This window comes from Streptomyces sp. NPDC001933 (assembly GCF_042890955.1).
GTDB lineage: Bacteria > Actinomycetota > Actinomycetes > Streptomycetales > Streptomycetaceae > Streptomyces.
This window is the reverse complement of the sequence record NZ_JBIASS010000001.1, coordinates 197,350-222,587: the sequence shown is the minus strand read 5'-3', so window position 1 is coordinate 222,587 and position 25,238 is coordinate 197,350. Positions and strand designations below refer to the sequence as shown.

Below are 25,238 nucleotides of genomic sequence, written 5' to 3'. Positions count from 1 at the left end.
ACGCGCATTGACACCCTCGCGCGCGGGTGGTGGGCTCGGAGCCCACCAGCCGGAACGCCGGAGACCAGCGGCGGAACGGGAAGCGCCGGGGACCAGCGGCGGGAACGAGGGAGACGGGGATGCGGCTCAGGCGCGGCAAGCAGGCGGCGGCCATCGCGGTCGCGGTGCTCGGCGGACTGCTCTCCACGGGAACACCGGCCGCCGTCGCGGCCCCTTCGGCCCCCGGCTCCCCCGCCGTCACCACCCCCGACCGCGCGGACGACGGCGGGCTGCCCGCCGTATGGCCCCGGCCGCAGTCCATCGAGGCCGCCGGAACGTCCGTACCGCTCTCGGCCGAGGTCACCCTCGTCACCGACGCGCACGCCGATCCGTACGCGGTCGACGCGCTCCGGCGCATCCTGCGGGACGCGGGCGTGCGGACCGTCCACGGGGCCATGCCCGGCCGCGGCCCGGTCATCAGGCTCGGCGGCGACGGCGCCCGCGACGCGCTGCGCACGCTGCACGCCTCCGAGCGCGGCGACCTGCCCTCCGGGGGCTACCGGATCGCGGTCGGCCGGGTCGCGGGCCGGGACACCGTCGCGGTGGACGGTGTCGGCGAGGACGGCCTCTTCCACGGCGTGCAGACCCTGCGTCAGCTGATCCGGGACGGAAACGTCGCCGGGGTCACCGTCAGGGACTGGCCGGGCACCGCCGTGCGCGGGATGACCGAGGGGTTCTACGGGCAGCCGTGGACCCGCGAGGAGCGGCTGGCCCAGATCGGCTTCATGGGGCGCACGAAGCAGAACAGGTACCTGTACGCGGCGGGCGACGACCCTTACCGCCAGGCCCGTTGGCGCGACCCCTACCCGGCCGACCGGCGTGCCGACTTCCGGGCGCTGGCCGAGCGGGCCCGCGCCGAGCACGTGACGCTCGGCTGGGCCGTCGCCCCCGGCCAGGCCATGTGCATGTCGTCGGCCGGCGACGTGAAGGCGCTGACGAAGAAGCTGGACGCGATGTGGGCGCTGGGCGTGCGGGTCTTCCAGCTCCAGTTCCAGGACGTCAGCTACAGCGAATGGCACTGCGACAGCGACGCAGACACCTTCGGCAGCGGCCCGCAGGCGGCGGCCAGGGCGCAGGCGCGGGTGGCCGGCGAGGTGGCGCGGCACCTCGCGGAGCGGTATCCGGGTTCGCAGCCGCTGTCGGTGATGCCGACGGAGTTCTACCAGAACGGGTCCACCGACTACCGCGAGGCGCTCGCCGCGGAGCTGGACGACCGGGTCCAGATCGCCTGGACCGGTGTCGGGGTCGTGCCGAAGACCATCACCGGCGGGGAACTGGCCGGCGCCCGCGCCGCGTTCGGGCACCCGCTGGTCACGATGGACAACTACCCGGTCAACGACTACGCCCAGGACCGGATATTCCTCGGCCCGTACACCGGCCGGGACCCGGCGGTGGCCACGGGTTCCGCGGCACTGCTCGCCAACGCGATGGAGCAGCCGTCCGCGTCCCGCATTCCGCTGTTCACCGCCGCCGACTTCGCCTGGAACCCGAAGGGTTACCAACCGCAGGAGTCCTGGCAGGCGGCGATCGACGACCTGGCGGGCGGTGACGCGCGTACCAGGGAGGCGCTGCGCGCGCTGGCCGGGAACAGCGCGGCGTCGGTGCTGGGCGGTGACGAGTCCGCGTATCTGCGGCCGCTGCTGGCCACGTTCTGGAAGACCCGTGCGGCACACGACACCACCGCGCGGGACGACGCGGCGCGCGGGCTGCGGGAGGCGTTCACCGTGATGCGGGAGGCGCCGCAGCGGCTGAAGGGCCTGGCGGACGGGCGCCTGGACGGCGAAGTGCGGCCGTGGACGGAGCAGTTGTCCCGGTACGGCCGGGCGGGTGAGCTGGCGGTGGATCTGCTCCAGGCCCAGTCGCGTGGCGACGGAGCCGCCGCCTGGAAGGCCTCGCTGGCCCTGGAGCCGCTGCGCAAGGCCGCGAAGGCGGACGGCGCGACGGTCGGCAAGGGGGTGCTGGGCCCGTTCCTGGACCGGGTGCGCCGGGAGGCTGACGCCTGGACGGGCGCGGACCGCGACGCCGGTACGGTCACGAAGGCTCCGGGCAGCTACACGGTCCGGCTGGACCGGGCTCGCCCGGTGGAGGCCGTGACGGCGATGACCCTGCCCGGCGGCGGCACGTTGGCCGGCGCGGCGCTGGAGGCCCATGTGCCCGGCGAGGGCTGGCGCCGCCTGGGCGCGTTGTCGGAGAGCGGCTGGACCCAGACGGCGGGCAAGGGGCTGCGGGCCGACGCGATACGGATCAGCTGGCCCACGGGCGGCCCGGCGATGCCCCCGATCATCTCCCGCACGGTGGCGCCGATGGCCCCGGGAGCCGGCGCCCCGGGAAGCGCCCCGCTGCCTGCTCCCCGGGTGCGCGCGCTCGTGCCCTGGTTCGGCGACGAGCCCGCGGCCCGGCTCGATCTGGCGCGCGGTGAGACGGACGCCGAGATCGGCGGCGGGCCGCAGCGGGTCGAGGCGCGCCTGGCCGCCCGGCGCCCTGCCGAGGTGCGGGGCGCGCTCACCGCGAAGGCGCCCAGGGGCATCAAGGTGGACATCCCGAAGCAGACGAGGGTGGCGCGCGGTTCCCGTACCGAAGTCCCCGTCGAGATCACGGTCCCGGCGGGCACTCCGGCCGGGGAGTACGAGGTGCCCTTCAGCTTCGGCGACGAGCGCAGCACGCTCACCGTAAGGGCGTTCCCGCGCACCGCGGGCCCCGATCTGCTGCGTACCGCCACCGCGTCCTCGTCCGGCGACGAGACCCCGGACTTCCCGGCGTCGGCCGCCGCCGACGGCGATCCGGAGACCCGCTGGTCCTCCCCGGTCGAGGACAACGCCTGGTGGCAGGCGGAACTGCCCCGGACCGCCCGGATCGGCCGGGTGGTGCTGCACTGGCAGGACGCGTACGCCACCCGCTACCGGCTCCAGGTCTCCTCGGACGGCCGCAGCTGGCGCACGGCGGCGACCGTCCGGGACGGCAGGGGCGGGCGCGAGTCGGTCCGGATGGACGCGAAGGACGCCCGCTACCTCAGGGTCCAGGGCGATGCCCGGGGCAGCGAGTTCGGCTACTCGCTCTGGTCGGTGGAGGCGTACGCCGTCGCCGCAACGGAGTAGCGGCGGGGCGGCGATCCGGGCCTTCCCCGTCCCGGGGACGACGAAGGCCCGGATCCCTAGGCAGAAATGCCGTCGATCCGGGCCATGGCGTCGTCCGCGCCGAACGGTTGCAAGTACGGCAACCAGCGCGGGTCACGGTGTCCCGTGCCGATGATCCGCCAGGCGAGGCCGGTCGGCGGGGCGGGTTGCTGGTGCAGCCGCCAGCCGAGCTCCGGCAGGTGCCGGTCCGCCTTGAAGTGGTTGCAGCGGCGGCAGGCCGCCACCACGTTGTCCCAGGCGTGCTGTCCGCCGCGGCTGCGCGGAATCACATGGTCGACGCTGGTCGCGGCGGCGCCGCAGTACATGCAGCGCCCCCCGTCCCGGGCGAACAGCGCCCTGCGGGTCAGCGGTACGGGCCCCCGGTAGGGAACCCGTACGAACCGCTTCAGGCGGACGACGCTGGGGGCCGGGACGGCCCGGGTGGCACTGTGCATGAGGGCGCCGGTCTCCTCCAGGCAGATGGCCTTGTTTTCGAGGACGAGGACGAGCGCGCGGCGGAGCGGTACGACGCCGAGCGGCTCGTACGACGCGTTGAGAACCAGGACATGCGGCACGGTGGATGCCTCCTTGTACGCCGGCGGCGCGTGGCTCGCGCCGGGACGATCCGATCTCAGTCTCTACTCCTGCCTGGTCGGAGCGCCACCACGTGCGGGTAACGGGCCGGGAGGATTTTTCTCCCGTCCACCTGCCGCGGACGGGCCCGCCGGGTGTGCGATCGGCCACAGAAGGCCGCCGCAGGTACCGTCCCGCCGCCGCTCATCGACCCCGGTATCCCCCGGTTGAGGCGTTTCTCGCCGCTCTGACGGGGCAACGGAGGATTCACGATGCCCCGTTAGTGTGGTCGGACGGCCGTCGCCCATCTGGAGGTCCCACCGTGTCCCTGTCCGCCCTGTTGGCCGCAGCCCCGTCACCCGAGCCCGGCAGCTCGTTCGACGAAGCCGCCAAGCAGGCCGGCGACGCCGCGGGCTGGGTGGAGGAGAACTGGTCCACCTGGCTGAACACCGGTCTGCGCATCATCCTCATCGCGGCGATCGCGATCGCGTTGCGGATCGCGATCCGGCGTGCTCTCACCAAGCTCATAGAACGGATGAACCGCAGCGCCCAGGCGGTGGAGGGCACCGCGCTCGGCGGGCTGCTGGTCAATGCCGAACGCCGCCGTCAGCGCTCGGAGGCGATCGGTTCGGTACTCCGCTCGGTCGCGTCGTTCCTGATCCTCGGCACGGCCGCCCTGATGATCCTGGGCGCCTTCCAGATCAACCTGGCCCCGCTGCTGGCCTCCGCCGGTGTGGCCGGTGTGGCGCTCGGTTTCGGTGCGCGCAACCTGGTCACCGACTTCCTCTCCGGTGTCTTCATGATCCTGGAGGACCAGTACGGAGTGGGCGACACCGTCGACGCGGGCGTCGCCTCCGGCGAGGTCATAGAGGTCGGCCTGCGGGTCACGAAGCTGCGCGGCGACAACGGTGAGATCTGGTACGTCCGCAACGGCGAGGTGAAGCGGATCGGCAACCTCAGCCAGGGCTGGTCGACGGCCGGCGTCGACGTGATGGTGCGCCCCACCGAGGACCTCGACAAGGTCCGTACGGTGATCACCGAGGCCGCAGCGGCCATGGCCAAGGAAGACCCCTGGAACGAGCGCCTTTGGGGCCCCGTGGAGATCCTGGGCCTGGACGCCGTGCTCCTGGACTCGATGACGGTCCGGCTGAGCGCGAAGACGATGCCGGGCAAGGCGCTGGGCGTGGAGCGCGAACTGCGCTGGCGGATCAAGCGGGCCTTCGACGAGGCGGGCATCCGCATCGTCGGCGGCGTCCCGGCCCAGTCGGACGAGCCCACCAAGGCCGACCCGTCGGCCTCCATGGCCGCCCCGTCGGCCTACGCCTCGACCACCTCGCCCCAGTCGCTGGCCACGGCCCCGATCACTCCGCCGAGCATCTCGAAGTAGGCGACCGGAAAGCAGTTGAGGGGCACCCACGCATCTTGTGGGTGCCCCTTCCGCTGCTCCGGACTCCGGGTCAGCCCTTCTTCCGGTTGCAGGCGCGCCGGGCGTCGGTCTCGGCGCGGGTCATGGGCTCGCCCTCGTACGTCCAGTACGCGTCCTCGGCCGGCTTCGCCGAGCGCAACGCCGGCCGTTCGCCAGCACACAGAACGAGAGCGAGCCGACCGCCATCGACGGCAGCACCGCGGCAGGCACCAGCTTTCTGGTCAAGGCCCGCAGTGGTAGTCGCCGTCGGCGTAATCCGCCGCCTCCTCACGCCTGTTGTGGCATGGGTCCCCCTCCCGAAGCCCGGCTGAAGCAGGTCGCCCTCCCTGCCGCCGCTCGTACAGAATGCCCGCCACGGACCCGGAGCGCGCCCCCTCAAGTAACACTTTGGCCACCACGGCGATGCGGACCATTGACGCACCGGCTACCGCGCCATACGGTCCTCACCGAATAGGAAACTTTCCTAACAGAGGGCAGGTGCAGTGCTCATGGCCGGAACCACACCGGGTACCCCCCGCGTTCTGCGGGCCATGAACGACCGGGCCGCCCTCGATCTGCTGCTGGAGCACGGCCCCCTCTCGCGGACCAGGATCGGGAAGCTGACCGGGCTCTCCAAGCCGACCGCCTCGCAGTTGCTGGCGCGGCTGGAGGCGGCCGGGCTGGTCGTCGCGACCGGGACGGTGGCGGGGCGGCCGGGGCCCAACGCGCAGTTGTACGGGGTGAACGCGCGGGCCGCCCATGTCGCGGGGCTGGATGTGAACGCGCGCCGGATCGTCGCCGCCGTCGCCGATGTGACCGGGGAGACGGTCGGGGAGTTCGAGCTGCGCACCCCGGGGCGGCGGGCCGACAGTGTGGTGCGGCAGGTGGCGGAGGCGCTGGACGGGGCGGTGAAGGACGCCGGTCTCACCCGTTCCGATGTGCACCGGGTCGTCATCGGCACCCCGGGCGCCTTCGACCCCGGTACCGGGCGGCTGCGGTACGCCTCGCATCTGCCGGGCTGGCACTCCCCCACGCTGCTGGAAGAGCTGGCCGCCTTCCTGCCGATGCCGGTGGAGTACGAGAACGACGTGAACCTGGTCGCGGTGGCCGAGCAGCGGCTGGGCGCGGCGCGGGGGCACGACGACTTCGTCCTGCTGTGGAACGAGGAGGGGCTCGGTGCCGCCCTCGTCATAAACGGACGGCTGCACCGCGGTTTCACCGGGGGCGCCGGCGAGGTCGGTTTCCTGCCGGTGCCGGGCGCCCCGTTGGTCCGTCAGGTCACCAAGGTGAACGCGGGCGGCTTCCAGGAGCTGGCCGGCGCCCAGGTGCTGTCCCGGCTGGGCCGGGAGCTCGGCATCGACGACGAGCTGATCCGCAGCTCCGGCACCCACCACGAGGTCGCGGCCCGGCTGCTCACCCGGGCCGCCGAGGCCGCGGAGGCCGGCGAGGACGGTCCGTACGTCCAGCTCCTCGACCGGTTCGCCACCGGGCTCGCGACCGGGCTCGCCTCCATGGTCGCCGTGCTCGACCCGGAGATCGTCGTGCTGTCCGGCGAGGTCATCGCGGCCGGCGGGGAGCAGCTGCGCTGCCGGGTGGAGTCCGAGCTCACCCAGCTGGCGGCCTCCCGGCCCCGGCTGATCGCCGGGGACGTGACGCACCGCCCCGTACTGCGCGGCGCGTTGGAGAGCGCCCTCGCCACCACCCGCGACGAGGTCTTCGACACATCCCGCTGACGCCGATTCCTCTCGGCCCGTTCCCGTTCCCTTCCTCCGTATCCCCCGCCCCATTCCTTCACCGGGAGACCGCCATGTCCGGAAACCGTCGGAAGACGGCCGCCGCGCTCGCCGCGACCGCCGCCATATCCCTGCTCGCCTCGGCCTGTACGGGGCAGAGCAACTCCGGTGCCAGTGATGACCCGTCCAAGGAGACGACCATCAACTTCTGGCACGGCTGGATCTCCCCGAACGAGGTCGCGGCGATCCAGGCGTCGGTCGACGCCTTCGAGAAGGCGCACCCCAACATCCATGTGAAGGTCGTCGGCAACATGACCGACGACAAGATCAACCAGGCGCTGCGGGCGGGCGGTTCGAAGGCGCCGGACGTCGTCTCGTCGTTCACCACGAACAATGTCGGCAAGTTCTGCTCGTCGAAGGCGTTCGTCGATCTCAACCCCTTCCTGAAGAAGGACGGGATCGACCCGGACAAGACCTTCCCCAAGGCGATGAACGAGTACACCCAGTTCGACGGGGTGCGCTGCACGGTGCCGCTGCTCGGTGACGCGTACGGCCTCTACTACAACAAGGACGCGTTCGACGCGGCCGGTATCAAGCGGCCCCCGCAGACCTGGTCGGAGCTGGCCGCCGACGCCAAGCGGCTGACGAAGACCAAGGGCGATTCGTACGAGCGGCTCGGCTTCATGCCGAACTACCACGGTTACGAGTCGAAGACCGAGCACTACCTCGGTGGCTGGGACCCGAAGTACTTCGACGCGGACGGCAAGTCGAACATCGCCGAGGACCCGGCGTTCGCCTCCATGCTGACCACCCAGAAGAAGCTGGTCGACGACCTGGGCGGCTACGAGAAGCTGGAGAAGTACCGGACGTCGTTCGGTGACGAGTGGGGCGCCAAGCACCCCTTCCACACCGGCCAGGTGGCGATGCAGCTGGACGGCGAGTGGCGGCTCGGGATGGCCGAGGAGGCCAAGCCCGACTTCGAGATCGGGGTCGCCCCGATGCCCGTCGCCGACGACGAGGCCGACACCTACGGCAAGGGATATCTGACCGGCACCATCGCCGGGATCGCCGCCACCTCGGAGAAGCAGAACGCTTCCTGGGAGCTGGTGAAGTTCATGACGACCGACACCGACGCCGTCGTGAACTTCGCCAACGCCATTCACAACGTGCCCTCCACCCTGGCGGCGCTGAAGTCGCCGAAGCTGAAGTACGACCCGCGGTTCAAGACCTTCCTGGACATCGCCGCGGACCCGAACAGCACCACCACTCCGCCCTCGGTGAACGGCGGCGCGTACCTGGTGTCCCTGCAGAACCTCGGGTACGAGATCGAGAAGGGTGAGCAGAAGGACATCGCGGCGGGTCTGAAGAAGACCGCCGAGGAGATCGACGCGGACATCGCACAGGCGAAGCGATGACCACGTACACACTCCGTGCGAAGCGCCGCCGGTCGGCGCTTCGGACAGCGGCCTTCATGTCGCCGTGGCTGATCGGGTTCTGCGTCTTCTTCGCCTACCCGCTGCTCTCCACCGTCTATTTCTCCTTCACCTCCTACGACGGTTTCACCGCCCCCGAGTTCAGCGGGCTGAAGAACTGGTCGTTCGTCCTCAACGACTACCCGCTGTTCTGGCCGGCGCTGCGCAACACGCTCTGGCTGGTCGTGGTCCTGGTCAGCTGCCGGGTGGTGTTCGGCCTCGGTGTCGGGCTGCTGATCACGAAGATCAAGACGGGCGCCGGGGTCTTCCGCACCCTGTTCTACCTGCCGTACCTGGCCCCGCCGGTCGCGGCGACCCTCGGCTTCGTCTTCCTGCTCAACCCGGGTACCGGGCCGGTCAATTCGTTCCTCGGCGAGATCGGGCTGCCCACGCCCGGCTGGTTCACCGACGCCACCTGGTCCAAGCCGGCCCTGACCGCGCTCGCGGTCTGGGGGGTGGGCGACCTGATGGTGATCTTCATGGCCGCGCTGCTCGACGTACCGAAGGAGCAGTACGAGGCGGCGGAGCTGGACGGGGCGACCGCGTTCCAGCGGTTCCGCTTCGTCACCCTGCCGAACATCTCGCCGATCATCCTGTTCGCGGTGGTCACCGGGATCATCCAGACGATGCAGTACTACACCCAGCCGTTCGTGGCCGGGAAGGTCGCCTCGGGCGTGATGGGCGGCTCCGGGCAGCAGTTCGAACCGGGCTATCCCGACAAGTCGACACTGACGCTGCCGCAGCTCGTCTACAACCTCGGTTTCCAGCGCTTCGACTACGGCTCCGCCTGCGTGGTCGCGCTCGTTCTGTTCGTACTCGCCATGGCGTTCACCGCACTACTGATGCGGCGCCGCAGCGGACTGATCCAGGCAGGTGAGTGACGTGGCGCAGACTCTCGACGCCGTGAAGACGGCCGGCCCCGCGACCGGCCCGGCCACCCCGGCCGAACGCGTCGCGCGGCGCAAGTCGCTGCTGAACTGGATCGCCGTGCACGCGCTCGGCGTCGCCGCCGCGCTCTTCTTCGTACTGCCGTTCGTCTTCCTGCTGCTCACCTCGCTGATGAGCGACCAGCAGGCGCTGACCCGCGATCTGTGGCCGCACCCCTTCGAGTGGAGCAACTACCGGCGGGTCTTCGAGACCGACGGCTTTTTGACCTGGTGGCGCAACACCCTGCTGTACGCGGGGCTCGGCACCGTCCTGACCGTCGTCTCGTCGCTGCCCGTGGCGTACGCGCTAGCCAAGTTCCGCTTCCGCGGCCGGCATCTGTCGCTGATGCTGGTCATCTCGATGATGATGCTGCCGCCGCAGGTCGTCGTCATCCCGATGTATCTGTTCTGGGCCAAGCAGCTGGACATGTCCGGCACGCTCTGGCCGCTGATCATCCCGATGGCGTTCGGCGACGCGTTCTCCATCTTCCTGCTGCGGCAGTTCCTGCTGACCATCCCGGACGAGTACCTCGACGCGGCGAAGGTCGACGGCTGCGGCGAGCTGCGCACCCTGCTCAGGGTCGTCGTGCCGATGGCGAAGCCGGGCATCGCCGCCGTCGCCCTCTTCCAGTTCTTCTACGCCTGGAACGACTACTTCGGCCCGCAGATCTACGCCTCGGAGAACCCGGGCGCCTGGACGCTCAGTTACGGGCTGGAGTCCTTCAAGGGCGCGCACCACACCGACTGGAACCTGACCATGGCCGCGACCGTACTGGTCATGGCCCCCGTGATCCTCGTCTTCTTCTTCGCCCAGAAGGCTTTCGTCGAGGGCGTCACACTGACCGGAGTAAAGGGCTGACCTATGAAGCTCGCAGTAGTTGGTGGCGGGTCCACCTACACACCTGAACTGATCGACGGTTTTGCCCGGTTGCGGGACACGCTGCCCATAGAGGAGCTGGTGCTCGTCGACCCGGCGGCCGACCGCCTGGAGCTCGTCGGCGGCCTCGCCCGGCGGATCTTCGCCAAGCAGGGCCACCCGGGGCGGATCGTCACCACCTCCGACCTCGACGCGGGCGTCGCCGACGCCGACGCGGTCCTGCTCCAGCTGCGCGTAGGCGGCCAGGCCGCCCGCAACCAGGACGAGACCTGGCCGCTGGAGTGCGGCTGCGTCGGCCAGGAGACCACCGGCGCCGGCGGCCTCGCCAAGGCGATGCGCACCGTGCCGGTCGTCCTGGACATCGCCGAGCGGGTCCGCCGCACCAACCCCGATGCCTGGATCATCGACTTCACCAACCCGGTCGGCATCGTCACCCGGGCGCTGCTCCAGGCCGGCCACAAGGCCGTCGGCCTGTGCAACGTGGCGATCGGCTTCCAGCGGAAGTTCGCCCGGCTGCTCGACGTCACCCCCGGCGAGGTGCACCTCGACCATGTCGGGCTCAACCACCTGACCTGGGAGCTCGGGGTGCGCCTCGGCGGCCCGGACGGCGAGAACGTGCTGCCGAAGCTGCTCGCCGAGCACGGCGACGCGATCGCGGACGATCTGCGCATGCCCCGGGCGATCACCGACCGGCTCGGCGTCGTCCCCTCGTACTACCTGCGGTACTTCTACGCGCACGACGCGGTCGTGCGGGAGCTCGGCACCAAGCCGTCCCGGGCCGCCGAGGTCGCCGCGATGGAGAAGGAACTGCTCGCCATGTACGGCGACCCGGCGCTTGACGAGAAGCCCGCGCTGCTCGCCAAGCGCGGTGGCGCCTTCTACTCGGAGGCGGCCGTGGACCTGGCGTCCTCGCTGCTCGGCTCGGGCGGTTCGGCGGTGCAGGTGGTCAACACGTACAACCGGGGCACCCTGCCGTTCCTGCCGGACGACGCGGTGATCGAGGTGCAGGCCCGGGTCGACGGCACGGGCGCGACGCCGCTCGCCGTCCCCGAGCTGGACCCGCTGTACGCCGGTCTGATCGCCAACGTGACGGCGTACGAGGACCTCGCCCTGGAAGCAGCCTTGCGCGGCGGCCGGGCCACCGGGCGGGCGGGCGGGAGAGACGCAGTGTTCAAGGCGCTGCTCGCGCACCCGTTGATCGGGCAGTTCGAGTACGCCGAGGCGCTCACCGACAAGCTGATCGCGCACAACCGGGAGCACCTGGCGTGGGCGTGAACGCTTCGGTCCTCGCGATCGACGCGGGGAACAGCAAGACCGACGTGGCGCTGATCGGCGCGGACGGAACGGTGCTGTCGACGGCCCGGGGCGGCGGCTTCCAGCCGCCGGCGGTGGGCGTCGAGGCGGCCGTCGACGTCCTCGGCGCGGCCGTCGGCCGGGCGCTGGAGCTGTCCGGCGCATCCGGCCGACCGTTCGGCCCCGTCGCGCACGTGTCCGCCTGTCTCGCCAACGCCGACCTTCCGGTGGAGGAGGAGCAGCTGGCCGCGGCGCTGCGCGCGCGGGGCTGGGGCGCCACCGTCGAGGTGCGCAACGACACCTTCGCGATTCTGCGCGCGGGGGTGGACGAGCCGCGCGGTGTGGCCGTGGTCTGCGGCGCGGGGATCAACTGCGTGGGCATGGTGCCGGACGGGCGGACCGCGCGGTTCCCCGCCATAGGCCGGATCTCCGGTGACTGGGGCGGCGGCGCGGGGCTGGCCGAGGAGGCCATGTGGTTCGCCGCGCGGGCCGAGGACGGGCGCGGTGAGCCGACCGAGCTGGTTCGTACGCTGCCGGGGCACTTCGGGCTCGGCTCGATGTACGCGCTGATCGAGGCGCTGCATCTGGGCCGGGTCGATTTCGAGCGCCGGCACGAGCTGGCTCCGGTGCTCTTCGCGACCGCGGCGGCCGGGGACCCGGTGGCGGGGGCGCTGGTGGACCGGCTGGCCGAGGAGGTCGTCGCGATGGCCTCGGTCGCGCTGGGCCGGCTCGATCTGCTGTACGAGGAGGCGCCGGTGGTGCTGGGCGGCAGCGTACTGGCGGCCCGTCACCCGCAGTTGGACGCGAGGATGTCCGAACTCCTCGCGGTGCGGGCCCCGAAGGCGGAGCTCCGGGTGGTGACCCAGCCGCCGGTGCTGGGGGCCGCGCTGCTCGGCCTGGACCACACGGGCGCGGCGGCCGCGGTGCACGAGAGGCTGCGTGCGCAGTACGGCTGACATGTTGTTCGTGACTCAAGGGGCGTTCTGCGGTGCCTTCGCGCTGCGGGCGCCCCTTGTCGCGTACGGGAACCGATCAGTTGTCCCGGACGTGTTCATGAGTGGGGAGATCGGCCCGCATCGGGTACTGGTCCGCCGATCGTCTTGATCGGCGGCGCAGGCCTTGATCGAATGCAGGTGACCGCAATCGGATGTGTGTGATCGCATCGCATCCGTGGGCCGATGCAGGATCCGGACGTTCCAGGTGTGGATGTCGGTCCCTGCGGCCATACTTCATGGCCGGGCACCAGCCCCCGATCGGCCGGGGGCCGGGCCACCGTCAGTGACCGAGGGGGAGGTCGAGTGACATACCCGCCGAATGTACGCACGGCGCCGGAACACGAGCAGGCGCAGCCGCCCGCGCCCGCGACCGTACCCGCTCCGCAGCAGCGCGGTGTGCTGTCCATGACCGCCGACCGCGTGCGGGCCGCGGCCACCACCGAGCCCGGCAGGCTCCAGATCATCGGGGCCGTGCTGGCCCTGCTCGTCGTCGCGTTCGGGGCCGTGACGGCGTTCGAGGTCGCCGACCGCGAGTCCGCCGCCGGTGACGTGGTGGGCCGCAGCCAGCCGCTGAGCGCCGACGCGGCGGCCGTCTACCGCTCGCTGGCCGATGCCGACACCGCGGCTGCGAGCGGCTTCCTGGCGGGGGCGCAGGAGCCGCGCGATGTCCACGACCAGTACGAGCGGGACATCAAGGAGGCGTCCCGGCTGCTGGTGAAGGCCGCCGCCAACACGGACGCGGCGACGAAGTCCGGGCAGGAGATCACCACGCTCAACGTGGAACTCCCCCGCTACACGGGCCTGATCGAGCGGGCCCGCGCCAACAACCGGCAGGGTCTGCCGCTGGGCGGCGCCTATCTCCGGTACGCCAACCAGAAGATGAGCAACGTGCTGCTGCCGGCCGCCGAGCGGCTGTACGCGGCGGAGACCGGCCGGCTCGGCGAGGACAACGACTCGGCGCGGACCTTGCCCTTCCTCTCGCTGGGGCTCGGCGTGGTGGCGCTGGCCGGGCTGGTCTGGGCGCAGCGGCGCAACTACCGCAGGACGAACCGGGTCTTCAACCACGGGCTGCTCGTGGCGACCGCCGCGTCCACCGTGATCCTGCTGTGGCTGGCCGTGGGGCACACGGTGGCCCGGTCCCAGCTGAATGCCGCGGATGTGAACGGGCAGCAGTCCCTCGATGTGCTCAACCACGCGCGGATCGACTCGCTGAAGGCCCGCGCCAATGAGAACCTCACGCTGGTCGCCCGTGGTGCGGTGCTCACCCCGGACGGCAAGAACGACAAGTACGAGACGGACTACAACACGGGCATGAAGGCACTCGGCGAGGAGCTGGGGAAGGCCGGGGGGCTCGCGGACGACGCCCGGGGAAGCGATCCGGTGAAGGCCGCCTCCGCCGCCGTCACGGAGTGGCAGGAACGTCACCGGGCCGCCCGCACCACCGACGACAACGGTGACTACGAGGGTGCCCTGAAGCAGATCGTCGGGCCCGAGAAGTCGACGGGGCAGTCGTTCCAGCAGGTGGACGACGCGCTGGCGAAGGCGCTCGCCCACGAGCAGGACCAGTTCACCCGGGCCGCCGAGGACGGGCGCGGGGCGCTGTGGGGCCTGTCGGCCGGGGCGGCGGTGCTGGCCGTGCTGGGCGCCGCCGCGGCGATCATCGGGATCAACCGCAGGCTCTCGGAGTACCGATGAGCGGGGGAGCGACGAAAGGAGGAGCGATGACCAGGAAGCGCATGGGCGCATGGTCGGCCCGGGTCAGGCTGCGCGGCTGGGGCGGAGTGACGGCCATGGCCGCGGCCTGCGCCGTGACGGCCTCGCTCACCCTGCTGCCGCTCTCCCACGGCGGCGCCGACGCCTTCGGCGGGGGCCTCGCGGGCCGGGGCACCGCACAGGCCGTCCAGGTCAAGGCCGACGACTGCACGGACCCGGAGGCGAGCCTCCCGCCCTCGTCCGCCGACGGTCCGAGCATCGAGAAGATCAAGAAGCGCGGGAAGCTGATCGCGGGGGTCGACCAGAACAGCTTCCGCTGGGGATACCGCAACCCGGAGAACCGCCAGATCGAGGGCTTCGACATCGATCTGGTGCGGGCCATCGCCGAGAACATCCTGAACGACCGCGACGCGGTGATCTTCCGGGCCATTCCCACCAACAAGCGGGCCGAGCTCCTGGCGAACGGCAAGGTCGACATCGTCGTCCGCACGATGACGATCAACTGCAAGCAGGCCCGGAAGGTCTCGTTCTCCACCGCCTACTTCCAGGCCGGACAGCAGGTCCTCGCGCCGAAGGAATCGTCGATCACCGGGTACGACAAGTCCCTGGCCGGCAAGCGGGTCTGCACCGCCAACGGCTCCACCGCCTACGACGCGCTGAAGAAGCAGTCGTTCGGCGCGGTCTTCGAGGACCCGCACGACGGCACCGCCGCGGACGAGAACCAGCTCACCGTCCCCAACCAGCTGGACTGCCTGGTGCGGTTGCAGATGGGTGAGGTCGACGCGGTGGTCACGGACAACGCCCTGGCGGCCGGACAGGCGGCCCAGGACCCGGCGGTCGAGCTGAAGGGCGACAAGCCGTTCACCACCGAGTACTACGGTGTGGCGGCGAAGCTCGGGGCGGACGATCTGGTGGCCCGGGTCAACCAGGTGCTGGTCGACTACCGCAGTGGCGGTGCGAAGAGTGCCTGGATGCTGTCGTACCAGGATTGGTTGGAGGCCGGGCTGCCGGGGATAAAGGGACCGCCGGCCCCGAAGTACCGGAGCAACTGACGGCCGGTCCGTCCGGGTGCGCGCGACGGCGCGGACCCCGGCCGGTGAGGCAGTGGCACTGATCCTGCCGGGTACGTCCCGGCAGCAAGAGCGGAGAGGTGATCGATGGGCGCGGGCCCCTTCCCCGGCTATGCGGCCAGGCCCCCCGGCCCGGTCATGGACCGGGACGAGGCGGACCGCGCGCTGGCCCGGCTCGGCGCGGAGCACGAGGCGATCGAGACCTCGCTGCTCGCCCTGCAGGACCACGCGGGCCGCCGGCTCCTGGAGGGCGCCGAGCTGACCGGCGTCACCAGGGAACGCTGGGCCTCCACGGAGCAGTCGATCACGCTGCTGTGGGGGTATTTCGACGCCTACGCGGGGGCGCTCGACCGGGCCCGTTCGGTGCGGGCCCGCCGCCGCTATCCCAACCGGGACGATCTGCTGGCCCTCACCGAGCTGCTGCGCGGCCAGGGTGTCACCGTGGCGCACGCGGCGGCCCGCCCGGATCCCGCGGTCAACGGTCCGGCCAGGCTCTCCGAGCGGTTCACGCTGGAGGAGCTGGTCGCCCGGATGAACGAGCTGTACGCCCGCTCGCTGGACATGGTCGTCGCCTCCGACTCCGTGTGGTCCGCGCTGCCCGCCCGGATAGATCTGCTCGCCGCCGAGCTGCACCGCACCCGCTCGCTGGCGCACTCCGTGGGGGTGCGGCCCGGTGAGCACCCGGCGGGCGACGACCTGGCGGCGATCACCCAGGAGCTGACCACGCTGCGGGCGCAGGTGATCTCCGATCCCCTCGCGTTCTGGCTGCCGGGGCCCGGCAGTTCGGCGCCCGGCGGCGGCCGCCCCGACACGACGCGCTACGACCGGGCGGCCCGCGCCCTGGACGACGTACGCCGTGAGATCGAGGCGGTGCTCGCGGTCCGGCAGGACGCCGAGCAGCGCCTGGTCCAGCTGCGCGACGTGCTCTCCCGCGCGGACCGCACCCTGACCGAGGCCCGGTCGGCGCGCGGCGAGGTGCTGGCGAAGATCGCAGCCTCCGAGGTGCCCGCGGTCAGCGGCGCGGCGACGGTGCTCCAGGAACGGCTGGCCGCCGCCTCGGAGTACCGCAGGCACGCCCAGTGGCACCGGCTGTCCCCGCTCCTGGAGACGCTGGAGCGGGAGGCGGAGGAGGAACTGCTGCGGGCCCGTGAGTCGTTGACCGCGGTCACCGCCCCGCTGGCGGTACGGGCGGAGCTGCGCGGCAGGCTCGACGCGTACAAGGCGAAGGTCGCCCGGCACGGGCTGGCCGAGGACCCGCTGCTGATCGAGCGGTACGACGCGGCGCGCCGGATGCTGTGGAGCGCGCCGTGCGATCTGCGGGTCGCCGGACAGGCGGTGCTGCGCTACCAGGAGGCGGCGGCCGAACTGCTGTCCCAGCGGCGGGCACCGGGGCCGGAGGACCGGCGATGACCACGGATGTGTGCAAGGTGGCAGGGCCGTTGCGGCGGCGGGGCGATCAGGGGGACCGACCATGAGTACGCAGTGCCAGCGCCCCGCGTGCGAGGGCAGTTACGAGGACATGGGCGGTGGTGAGCTGTACTGCGACACCTGCGGCCTGGCTCCGGTCGTGTCGCCCAGTGGCCTGGTGAGCTCGCCGCCCACCGGGATCGCGGTCGGCGGCGCGAACAGCCGGGGCAGCAGCAGTGGTTCAAGGTCCTCGTCCCGGGCATCCTCGCGCTCGTCCCGCTCCTCCCGCTCGTCGACCTCACGGCGCTCGGTGTCGGGCCGGCTCTCGCGTTCGCTGTCCGGCAGCGCCACGTCCCCCTCGGTCTCGGTCCGTTCCTCCGGTTCGGCCTCGGGCGCGTCCGCCCGGGGCAGGCTGGGCGTGGGCCTGGTCGAGGTGCCGGACGTGCCGCGTCCCGACCCGCGCTCGGCGGTGATGGAGAACCCGGAGGTACCGGAGCGGAAGCGTTTCTGTTCGCGTTCCGACTGCGGGGCCCCGGTCGGCCGGTCGCGCGGCGAACGGATCGGCCGCACGGAGGGGTTCTGCACCAAGTGCGGTCACCCCTACTCCTTCGTGCCCAAGCTCCACGCGGGCGACATCGTGCACGGCCAGTACGAGGTCGCCGGCTGTCTGGCGCACGGCGGGCTCGGCTGGGTCTACCTCGCGGTCGACCGTGCGGTCTCGGACCGCTGGGTGGTCCTCAAGGGCCTGCTCGACACCGGCGACCAGGACGCCATGGCGGCCGCGATCTCCGAGCGCCGCTTCCTCGCCGAGATCGAGCACTCCAACATCGTCCGGATCTACAACTTCGTCGAGCACCTCGACCAGCGCACCGGCTCGCTCGACGGCTACATCGTGATGGAGTACGTCGGCGGCAAGGCGCTCAAGGACATCGCCAACGAGCGCCGTACCCCCGCCGGGAAGCGCGATCCGCTGCCGGTCGAGCAGGCGTGCGCGTACGGCATCGAGGCGCTGGAGGCGCTCGGCCATCTGCACAGCCGCAACCTGCTGTACTGCGACTTCAAGGTCGACAACGCGATCCAGACCGAGGACCAGCTGAAGCTGATCGACATGGGCGCGGTGCGCAGGATGGACGACGACGAGTCGGCCATCTACGGCACGGTGGGGTACCAGGCTCCGGAGGTCGCGGAGATCGGCCCGTCGGTCGCCTCCGATCTGTACACGGTCGCGCGGACGCTCGCGGTGCTCACCTTCGACTTCCAGGGCTACACCAACGTCTTCGTGGACTCGCTGCCGGATCCGGACAACATCGAGGTGTTCCGGACCTACGAGTCGTTCTACCGGCTGCTGGTGCGGGCCACCGACCCGGATCCGGCGCGGCGGTTCGCCTCGGCCGCGGAAATGGCGGAGCAGCTGACGGGTGTGCTGCGCGAGGTGGTGTCGCTGCAGACGGGGCGGCCGCGCCCGGCGCTCTCGACGCTGTTCGGCACCGAAGTGCGGGTCACCGACACGCAGTTGTTCCCGGAGCCGATGGGCGATGTGTCGCGACTGGGGATCCGGGCGACCGCCCCGGCCCGGTCCGGCCGCCGCGGGCGGCGCGGCGGGGCGGGCAACGTGCCCCGGGCCGCGGCTCCGCTCGCGCCCGCCGCACCGGCGCCCGGCGCGCTGCCCGGGTACGCCCCGCCCGGGGCCGCTCCACTGACCGCGCCGCCCACCCACGTACGGGCGGGCAACGCGCCGGGCGGGAACGGCGAGGCCGCCGCGTACGCGCAGCCGCAGGCCGCGATTCCGGCCCCCCGGGTCCCGGCCGCCGCTCCGGCGGCGCACTTCCCCGCGCCTGACGGCCCGCGCCTCGCCGAGCTCGACGTACGGTCCACCTCGCTCGCGCTGCCGGTGCCCCGGGTCGACGCGAGAGACCCCAACGCGGGTTTCCTCGCCGGGCTGATGACCACCGCCCCGTCCGAGCTGATCTCCGCGCTGGGCACGGTGCCGGTGGCCTCGCTGGAGACCCGGCTGCGCGAGCTGCGCGCCCGCCTTGAGCTGAACGACCTCGGTGCCGCGGGGCAGACCCTGACCGCGCTGGAGGGCCAGTACCCCGACGACTGGCGGGTGGTCTGGTACCGCGGCATCACCTCGCTGGTGACCGGTGACAACGAGAACGCGGCGCTGTCCTTCGACGCGGTGTACGACGCGTTCCCCGGCGAGCCGGCGCCCAAGCTGGCGCTGGGGATCTGCGCGGAGGTCCTGGGCCAGCTGGACAACGCCGCCGAGTACTACCGGCTGGTGTGGACGACCGACCCGAGCTTCGTCAGCGCCGCCTTCGGGCTGGCCCGGGTGCAGATCGCCGCCGGGAACCGGGCCGGGGCCGTCAGCGCCCTGGAATCGGTGCCCGAGGCGTCGATCCACTACACGGCGGCACGGGTCGCCGCGGTACGTGCCCGGCTGCGCGGGAGGTCCCCGGACGAGCCGCTGATCACCGATCTGATGGCCGCCTCGGCCCAGGTATCGGGACTGGCCGGTTTCGGTCTGGACGCGGTGCGCCGGGAGCAGCTTTCGACCGAGGTGCTGGGGACGGCGCTCGACTGGGTACTCTCCGGTAGCCCCTCGGCGCAGCCTCCTTCGCCTGCCGGGCCGGGAACGCTGCTCGGCAGTGAGCTGGACGAGCGGGGCCTGCGCTTCGGGCTCGAACGTTCGTACCGGATGCTCGCCAGGCTTGCGGAGCCCGGCGATGAGAGGATCGAACTGGTGGAGCGGGCCAACCGTTTCCGCCCCCGGACGTGGGTGTGAAAATGTCGCAGAAGCCCCAGGAGACGGCCCTGTCGAAGTGCCCCGGCTGCGAGGAGCCGCTGGAGCCGGGGGACCTGTTCTGCGGTGCGTGCGGGTACGACCTGTCGGCCGTGCCCGCCGTCGCCCAGGACCACCCGACGGTCGCCATGACCGTGCCCGCGGAGGGTTCGGCGGGGGTCCGCTTCGACCGGCGACGTGAACCGGACGGACCGGCCGGACCGGGCACATCGAATGTGTCGAGTGTGTCGAGCGGGCCGAGTACGTCGAGTACGTCGAGTACGTCGAGCGGATCGGACGACTTCGAGCTGCCCGCGCCCGCGCCGGCGGCCGCACCCGACCCCCGTACCCCCGCCGTGGATCCGGTGGCGGCCACGCCGCCGGCCGGTGCCAAGCGCTGTGTGGCCTGCCGGGCGGGCAGCGTCGACACCGACGGCTACTGCGAGAACTGCGGTCACGCACAGCCGCGCGAGCGTGACCACATGGAGCAGGAGCTCGGTTCGGTGGCCGCCGTCAGCGACCGGGGCCTGCGCCATCACCGCAACGAGGACTCGTTCGCGGTGTCGACCACCGCCCTGCCCGACGGTTCACCGGCCGTCGTCGCGATCGTCTGCGACGGCGTCTCGTCGGCCAGCCGCCCGGACGAGGCGTCGGCGGCCGCCGCGAGCGCGGCCAACGAGGCGCTCCTGGAGTCGCTGCCGCGCGGCACCCACCCGCAGCAGGCGATGCACGAGGCGATCCTCGCGGCCGGCGAGGCGGTCAACTCCCTGGCCCAGGAGCCCGGCCGGGCCATGGAGCACGACCAGCACCGCCACCAGAACGCCCCGGCGTGCACCCTGGTCGGCTCGATCATGGCGGGCGGTCTGCTGATCGTCGGCTGGGTCGGCGACAGCCGCGTCTACTGGGTGCCCGACGACCGCACCAACCCGCCCGCCCGGCTGACCGAGGACGACTCGTGGGCCGCGCAGATGGTGGCGGCGGGCCTGATGAACGAGGCGGAGGCGTACGCGGACGAGCGGGCCCACGCGATCACGGGGTGGCTCGGCGCCGACGCGTACGAACTGGAACCGCACACCGCGTCCTTCAAACCGGACCGGTCCGGTCTGGTGGTCGTGTGCACGGACGGCCTGTGGAACTACGCGGAGTCGGCGGCCGAGATGGCCGCGGCGGTACCGGCCGACGCACACCAACGGCCGCTGCACGGCGCCCAGGTGCTGGTTGGTCACGCGCTCGACGGCGGGGGCCACGACAACGTAACAGTGGCTCTGCTGCCGTTCGCCGTGGAGCCGCAGGGGGCAGGATCGGCCTGCGGTACCCCGTGAGTCCCGTTCCGTAACGCTTGGTTCCAGTTCCGACCGTCCGCCCCGCACCGCCGCCTTCGCCCGTTTTTCTTCGCTCGCAGCTGTCTTCATCCGACATCTGGAGTCCCAAGGAGCCGACCAGATGGCCAACTTCTCCAAGTCGAACGTGCCGCAGTTCTCCGTCGAGGTGTACCAGAACGAATATCTGCCGGAAGGCGGCCGCGAGGTCAACGCGATCGTCACCGTCACCTCGACCGGGGGCGGCACCACCGGCGGCGTCCCGCTGTCCGGTGCGGCCGCGTCGCCCGCGCACGTTCCCGGGCGGGGACCGAACGCCGCCGTGGTGATCATGGTCGACTGCTCCGGCTCGATGGACTATCCGCCGACGAAGATGCGCAACGCCCGCGACGCGACCGCCGCGGCCATCGACACCCTGCGCGACGGCACCTCGTTCGCCGTCGTCGGCGGTACGCACGTCGCCAAGGAGGTCTACCCGGGCAACGGCAGGCTCGCCGTGGCCGACGCACGGACCAAGGCCCAGGCCAAGGGGGCCCTGCGCGCGCTCAGCGCCGGTGGCGGTACGGCGATCGGCACCTGGCTGCGGCTGACCGACCGGCTGCTCGGCGCGGCCGATGTGGACATCCGGCACGGCATCCTGCTCACCGACGGCCGCAACGAGCACGAGGCCCCGGAGGACCTGCGGGCCGCGCTCGACTCCTGCGCGGGCCGTTTCACCTGTGACGCCCGCGGTGTCGGCACCGACTGGGAGGTGAAAGAGGTCACAGCGATCGCCTCCGCGCTGCTCGGCACGGCCGACATAGTCGCCGACCCCACGGGGCTGGCCGCGGACTTCACGCGGATGATGGAGAACGCGATGGGCAAGGAGGTCGCGGATGTCGCGCTGCGGCTCTGGACGCCCGTCGGGGTCGAGATCAAGTTTGTGAAACAGGTCGCACCGACGGTCGTCGATCTGACCGACCGGCGCACCGAGGCGGGTCCCCGCGCCGGGGACTACCCCACAGGTTCCTGGGGCGACGAGTCCCGCGACTACCACGTGTGCGTGACCGTGCCGCAGGCCGGAATCGGGCAGGAGATGCTGGCGTCCCGGGTCTCGCTGATCCTCCCCGACCCGTCGGGCGGGGCCCCGCAGACGCTTTCGCAGGGCCTGGTCAGGGCCGTGTGGACCGAGGACATGGTGGCCTCCACCTCGATCAATCCGCAGGTAGCGCACTACACCGGCCAGGCGGAACTGGCCCAGGTCATCCAGCAGGGACTCGATGCCCGCAAGTCGGGCGACTTCGACGGCGCGACCGCGAAACTGGGCCGCGCGGTGCAGCTGGCATCGGCCTCCGGGAACGAGGACACTGCGAAACTGCTTTCGAAGGTGGTGGACGTCGTGGACGCGGCGACCGGTACTGTGCGACTGAAGGCGAAGGTCGCGGACGCCGACGAGATGACACTCGAAACACGCTCGACCAAGACCGTTCGCGTCAAGAAGTAGAAACGATCAATAAACAGCAAACAGTAGGCACAGAGCCACACAGTCGAGCCTCCCGGCCGGAATGATCCGCCGGGAGGCGAAGAGCAGAAAAATACGCCGGCCCCGCGGGGCCGGCCCAGGAGAGGGGGAAGCGCCGACATGCCGACCTGCCCGAACGGACACCAGTCGGGTTCCGACGACTGGTGCGAGGTCTGCGGCCATCGCATGGCCGGCGCGGGCGCGCCTGCGGGTGCGGTCCCCCCGCCTCCGCCGCCCGCCGCCGGTTACGGCTACCCGCCGAACCCGGGTTCCGATGCGACCCAGGCCGCCGAGCTCTGCCCGCAGTGCCGCACGCCGCGTGAGGCGATGGCGCCGTTCTGCGAGGAGTGCCGCTGGAACTTCCTCACGAACACCGCGACGTCGTACACGCCGCTGGCCCCGGCCCAGGGCGTGCCCGGCCCGCCGCCCGGCCTCAACCTGCCGCCCGGTTTCCAGGCGCAGCAGCCGCCGCCCCCGCAGCAGCAGCGCGACCCGTTCGAGTACCAGGGTTCGCGGCCCTCTCAGATGAACCGCCCGGCCGAGCCGCTCTCCGCCGAGCGGGGCAACCAGCCCGGTCCCCCGGCCCCCGGCCCGGGCCCGCAGTCGCCCCCGGCCCCCGGACCCGGTCCGCAGTCGCCCCCGCCGCCGTTCCAGCAGCAGGGTCCGCCGCCTCCGCCGTCCTTCCAGCAGCAGTCGGCACCGCCCGCGCCGTTCCAGCAGCAGTCCGCGCCGCCGCCGTTCCAGCAGCAGTCGGCACCGCCGGCACCGTTCCAGCAGCAGTCCGCGCCGCCCGCGTTCCCGCAGCCCGGTCCGCCGGCTCCGCAGCCGCCCGCGCCGCCCCAGCAACAGCAGGGGCCGCAGAGCAGCGGCAGCGGCGACGACGACTGGATGCTGTCGCCGCCGTCCCACACCCAGGGCCCGCAGCAGTCGGCCCCGGCGCAGCAGCAGCCGCCGTTCCCGGGGCAGAACCAGAACCAGCCGCCCGCGAGCTGGACCGCGGTCATCGCCCCGGACCGGGAGTACTTCCTGGCGATGATGCAGCGCAGCGGCCCCGAGGCGACCGGGCTGAACCTGCCCGCGTACTCCCCGGAGCAGCAGCTTCCGCTGGCCGGCAACCAGATCACCATCGGCCGCCGCAGGCACAGCACCGGCGAGTCGCCCGACATCGATCTGTCCGTGCCGCCGGAGGACCCGGGCGTCTCGCACCAGCACGCGGTGCTGGTGCAGCAGCCCGACGGCGGCTGGGCCGTGGTCGACCAGAACTCCACCAACGGCACCACGCTCAACGGCGCCGAGGACCCGATCCAGCCTTATGTGCCCGTCCCGCTCCAGGACGGCGACAGGGTGCACGTCGGGGCGTGGACGACGATCACGATCCGCCGCGGCTGATCCACGTCGCAGGCGTGGGTCGCGCCACACGCGCCACACGCGCCACAGCGCCGGGCGCGCCCGGCGCGTCGCACGCGTAACAGAGGTAACAGAGGTCACACGGTCGGCAGTGGCCAGGCGTACGGTCCCTCGGGGTCGTCCAGCCAGGCCCACTGCCGCCCGTCCCTGACCGTGATGCCGAACCTCTCCCGCTCGGGGCGCTTCTCGCGCTGCCAGAGGGAGAGGGCCTCGCGCGGGTCGAGCGAGCCCTCGGTCAGCGCCAGCAGGAACCGGAAGAGGTCGTTCTCGCTGAAGCGCCTCGGCAGCGCGCGGGTGTGCGGGCGCCTGACGGGCGGCACCGGGCTGCCGCGCAGCGGCACGAAGTAGGCGGCCGTGTGCAGGAACCGGCCCTCGGCGTACTTCCCGTGCGCCGCCTCCCGCACCCGCAGCATGATCAGTCCGGTGGCGAACGGGGCCAGTATCCGGGCGCCCGGCACGCACTGCTCCAGCCAGGACTGCGGTACGCACGGCAGGGTGCAGGTGACGATGATCCGGTCGTACGGGCCCCGACGGGGCCAGCCCCGGGTCCCGTCCCCGGTGATCACCGCCGGGTGGTATCCGGCCGCGTCCAGGTGCCGGCGGGCCGACTCGGTGATCTCCGGGTCGAGGTCGACGGTGGTCACGGCGTCGTCGCCGAGCCGGTGGGCGAGCAGCGCCGCGTTGTAGCCGCTGCCCGCGCCGATCTCCAGGACCCGGTGCCCGTCCCGTACGTCCAGCTCTTCGAGCATCCGGGCCATCAGCGAGGGCTGGCTGCTCGACGAGATCAGTTGGCCGTCCTTGATGCGGGTGGCCAGTGCCCCGTCCTCGTACGCCCCGCGCAGCCACCGGGCCCGCCGGACCGGGTCGGGGTCCTCGCACCACAGGCGGTCGTAGCCGCCGGCCACGAAGTAGTACGGCACGAACAGATGCCGCGGCACCTCCTCGAAGGCGGCCCGCCAGCCGGGGTCGACCAGCGCCCCGCCTGCCACGATGGAGCGCACCATCGCCCACCGCTCCTCGGCGGCGGCCTCGGCGAACCGGTCGGTGTGCGCGTCCATACCTCCACCTTCCTGCGCCGGGGGCCCGGTGGCCAGGAACCCGGGGCCCGGACGGGTGTTCGGTGAGGGGGGACTAGGTCCCCGGTCCTCGGCCGGTGCGTCTGCGACGATGGACGGGTGACAGAGAATCCGCACGACACGCTTCAGGAGCAGACCTTCTACGAGCAGGTCGGCGGCGAGGAAACCTTCCGGCGCCTGGTGCACCGCTTCTACCAGGGAGTCGCAGAGGACCCGCTGCTCCGGCCGATGTACCCGGAGGAGGATCTGGGCCCGGCCGAGGACCGGTTCGCGCTGTTCCTGATGCAGTACTGGGGCGGGCCCCGTACCTACGGCGAGCTGCGCGGACACCCCCGGCTACGGATGCGGCACGTCCCGTTCCGGGTGGACCGGGCGGCGCACGACGCCTGGCTGGGCCATATGCGGGTGGCCCTGGACGAGCTCGGGCTGGCGCCGGAGCACGAGCGGCAGTTGTGGGACTACCTGACCTACGCGGCCGCCTCGATGGTGAACACCCAGGGCTGAGCCCCGCACCGCCCCCTGCGCACCTCTCCAAGA

Annotated in this window: 18 protein-coding genes; 16 read left to right on the top strand and 2 right to left on the bottom strand. The window is 72.0% G+C overall.

Annotation, left to right across the window (positions count from 1 at the left end):
* Nucleotides 1–119: 119 nt before the first annotated feature.
* Nucleotides 120–3,134: a beta-N-acetylglucosaminidase domain-containing protein gene (locus ACFYY7_RS00925; protein ID WP_388655514.1), complete on the top strand. Its 3,015-nt coding sequence runs from the start codon at nt 120–122 to the stop codon at nt 3,132–3,134.
* Nucleotides 3,135–3,190: 56 nt separating this feature from the next.
* On the opposite strand, the gene ACFYY7_RS00920 is transcribed toward ACFYY7_RS00925, so the two are convergent.
* Nucleotides 3,191–3,727, bottom strand: coding sequence for an HNH endonuclease (locus tag ACFYY7_RS00920; protein ID WP_351251068.1), 537 nt, complete (start codon nt 3,725–3,727; stop codon nt 3,191–3,193).
* 320 nt (nt 3,728–4,047) lie between these two features.
* On the opposite strand from ACFYY7_RS00920, the gene ACFYY7_RS00915 reads away from it, so the two are divergent.
* The 14 genes from ACFYY7_RS00915 to ACFYY7_RS00850 all read left to right on the top strand — a co-directional run bounded on the left by ACFYY7_RS00915 (nt 4,048) and on the right by ACFYY7_RS00850 (nt 23,607).
* The gene (locus ACFYY7_RS00915) at nt 4,048–5,112 is read left to right on the top strand and encodes a mechanosensitive ion channel family protein (RefSeq protein WP_388655512.1); all 1,065 of its coding nucleotides are present in this window, start codon (nt 4,048–4,050) and stop codon (nt 5,110–5,112) included.
* 527 nt (nt 5,113–5,639) lie between these two features.
* The gene (locus ACFYY7_RS00910; RefSeq protein WP_388655511.1) at nt 5,640–6,863 is read left to right on the top strand and encodes an ROK family transcriptional regulator; all 1,224 of its coding nucleotides are present in this window, start codon (nt 5,640–5,642) and stop codon (nt 6,861–6,863) included.
* A gap of 74 nt (nt 6,864–6,937) precedes the next feature.
* The gene (locus ACFYY7_RS00905) at nt 6,938–8,278 is read left to right on the top strand and encodes an ABC transporter substrate-binding protein (RefSeq protein ID WP_388655510.1); all 1,341 of its coding nucleotides are present in this window, start codon (nt 6,938–6,940) and stop codon (nt 8,276–8,278) included.
* Nucleotides 8,275–9,216, top strand: coding sequence for a carbohydrate ABC transporter permease (locus ACFYY7_RS00900; RefSeq protein WP_388655509.1), 942 nt, complete (start codon nt 8,275–8,277; stop codon nt 9,214–9,216). The genes ACFYY7_RS00905 and ACFYY7_RS00900 overlap by 4 nt, the downstream gene beginning before the upstream one ends.
* A gap of 1 nt (nt 9,217) precedes the next feature.
* Nucleotides 9,218–10,120, top strand: a complete 903-nt coding sequence (locus ACFYY7_RS00895; RefSeq protein WP_388655508.1) for a carbohydrate ABC transporter permease — start codon at nt 9,218–9,220, stop codon at nt 10,118–10,120.
* 3 nt (nt 10,121–10,123) lie between these two features.
* Nucleotides 10,124–11,413: a 6-phospho-beta-glucosidase gene (locus ACFYY7_RS00890; protein ID WP_388655506.1), complete on the top strand. Its 1,290-nt coding sequence runs from the start codon at nt 10,124–10,126 to the stop codon at nt 11,411–11,413.
* Nucleotides 11,404–12,387 carry an N-acetylglucosamine kinase gene (locus tag ACFYY7_RS00885; protein ID WP_388655504.1) on the top strand — a complete coding sequence of 328 codons (984 nt, stop codon included), beginning with the start codon at nt 11,404–11,406 and terminating at the stop codon, nt 12,385–12,387. The genes ACFYY7_RS00890 and ACFYY7_RS00885 overlap by 10 nt, the downstream gene beginning before the upstream one ends.
* Nucleotides 12,388–12,729: 342 nt before the next feature.
* On the top strand, nt 12,730–14,121 hold the full coding sequence (locus ACFYY7_RS00880) for a hypothetical protein (protein WP_388655502.1): 1,392 nt from the start codon (nt 12,730–12,732) through the stop codon (nt 14,119–14,121).
* Between the two features lie 26 nt (nt 14,122–14,147).
* On the top strand, nt 14,148–15,191 hold the full coding sequence (locus ACFYY7_RS00875) for a glutamate ABC transporter substrate-binding protein (protein ID WP_388655500.1): 1,044 nt from the start codon (nt 14,148–14,150) through the stop codon (nt 15,189–15,191).
* A 105-nt stretch (nt 15,192–15,296) separates the two neighbouring features.
* Entirely contained in the window at nt 15,297–16,619 is a 1,323-nt protein-coding gene (locus ACFYY7_RS00870; protein WP_388655498.1) for a hypothetical protein, read from the top strand.
* 61 nt (nt 16,620–16,680) lie between these two features.
* Nucleotides 16,681–19,401, top strand: a complete 2,721-nt coding sequence (locus tag ACFYY7_RS00865) for a tetratricopeptide repeat protein (protein ID WP_388655496.1) — start codon at nt 16,681–16,683, stop codon at nt 19,399–19,401.
* 2 nt (nt 19,402–19,403) lie between these two features.
* Nucleotides 19,404–20,720, top strand: coding sequence for a protein phosphatase 2C domain-containing protein (locus tag ACFYY7_RS00860; protein ID WP_388655494.1), 1,317 nt, complete (start codon nt 19,404–19,406; stop codon nt 20,718–20,720).
* A 121-nt stretch (nt 20,721–20,841) separates the two neighbouring features.
* Nucleotides 20,842–22,200 carry a VWA domain-containing protein gene (locus ACFYY7_RS00855; RefSeq protein WP_388655492.1) on the top strand — a complete coding sequence of 453 codons (1,359 nt, stop codon included), beginning with the start codon at nt 20,842–20,844 and terminating at the stop codon, nt 22,198–22,200.
* A 138-nt stretch (nt 22,201–22,338) separates the two neighbouring features.
* A complete protein-coding gene (locus ACFYY7_RS00850) occupies nt 22,339–23,607 on the top strand; it encodes an FHA domain-containing protein (RefSeq protein ID WP_388655490.1) in 1,269 nt (422 codons plus the stop codon).
* A 95-nt stretch (nt 23,608–23,702) separates the two neighbouring features.
* On the opposite strand, the gene ACFYY7_RS00845 is transcribed toward ACFYY7_RS00850, so the two are convergent.
* Complete coding sequence (locus ACFYY7_RS00845) at nt 23,703–24,683, bottom strand: methyltransferase domain-containing protein (protein ID WP_388655488.1); 981 nt, start codon at nt 24,681–24,683, stop codon at nt 23,703–23,705.
* A gap of 117 nt (nt 24,684–24,800) precedes the next feature.
* Between ACFYY7_RS00845 and ACFYY7_RS00840 the strand changes: the two genes are divergently transcribed.
* Nucleotides 24,801–25,205, top strand: coding sequence for a globin (locus tag ACFYY7_RS00840; protein WP_358952618.1), 405 nt, complete (start codon nt 24,801–24,803; stop codon nt 25,203–25,205).
* The last annotated feature ends 33 nt before the right edge of the window (nt 25,206–25,238 follow it).

Bases quoted from the DNA above. Each gene is read 5' to 3' on its own strand.
- ACFYY7_RS00925 (WP_388655514.1), top strand. From the start codon at position 120: ATGCGGCTCAGGCGCGGCAAGCAGGCGGCGGCCATCGCGGTCGCGGTG.
- ACFYY7_RS00910 (WP_388655511.1), top strand. From the start codon at position 5,640: ATGGCCGGAACCACACCGGGTACCCCCCGCGTTCTGCGGGCCATGAAC.
- ACFYY7_RS00905 (WP_388655510.1), top strand. From the start codon at position 6,938: ATGTCCGGAAACCGTCGGAAGACGGCCGCCGCGCTCGCCGCGACCGCC.
- ACFYY7_RS00900 (WP_388655509.1), top strand. From the start codon at position 8,275: ATGACCACGTACACACTCCGTGCGAAGCGCCGCCGGTCGGCGCTTCGG.
- ACFYY7_RS00890 (WP_388655506.1), top strand. From the start codon at position 10,124: ATGAAGCTCGCAGTAGTTGGTGGCGGGTCCACCTACACACCTGAACTG.
- ACFYY7_RS00875 (WP_388655500.1), top strand. From the start codon at position 14,148: ATGACCAGGAAGCGCATGGGCGCATGGTCGGCCCGGGTCAGGCTGCGC.
- ACFYY7_RS00870 (WP_388655498.1), top strand. From the start codon at position 15,297: ATGGGCGCGGGCCCCTTCCCCGGCTATGCGGCCAGGCCCCCCGGCCCG.
- ACFYY7_RS00865 (WP_388655496.1), top strand. From the start codon at position 16,681: ATGAGTACGCAGTGCCAGCGCCCCGCGTGCGAGGGCAGTTACGAGGAC.
- ACFYY7_RS00860 (WP_388655494.1), top strand. From the start codon at position 19,404: ATGTCGCAGAAGCCCCAGGAGACGGCCCTGTCGAAGTGCCCCGGCTGC.
- ACFYY7_RS00855 (WP_388655492.1), top strand. From the start codon at position 20,842: ATGGCCAACTTCTCCAAGTCGAACGTGCCGCAGTTCTCCGTCGAGGTG.
- ACFYY7_RS00850 (WP_388655490.1), top strand. From the start codon at position 22,339: ATGCCGACCTGCCCGAACGGACACCAGTCGGGTTCCGACGACTGGTGC.
- ACFYY7_RS00845 (WP_388655488.1), bottom strand. From the start codon at position 24,683: ATGGACGCGCACACCGACCGGTTCGCCGAGGCCGCCGCCGAGGAGCGG.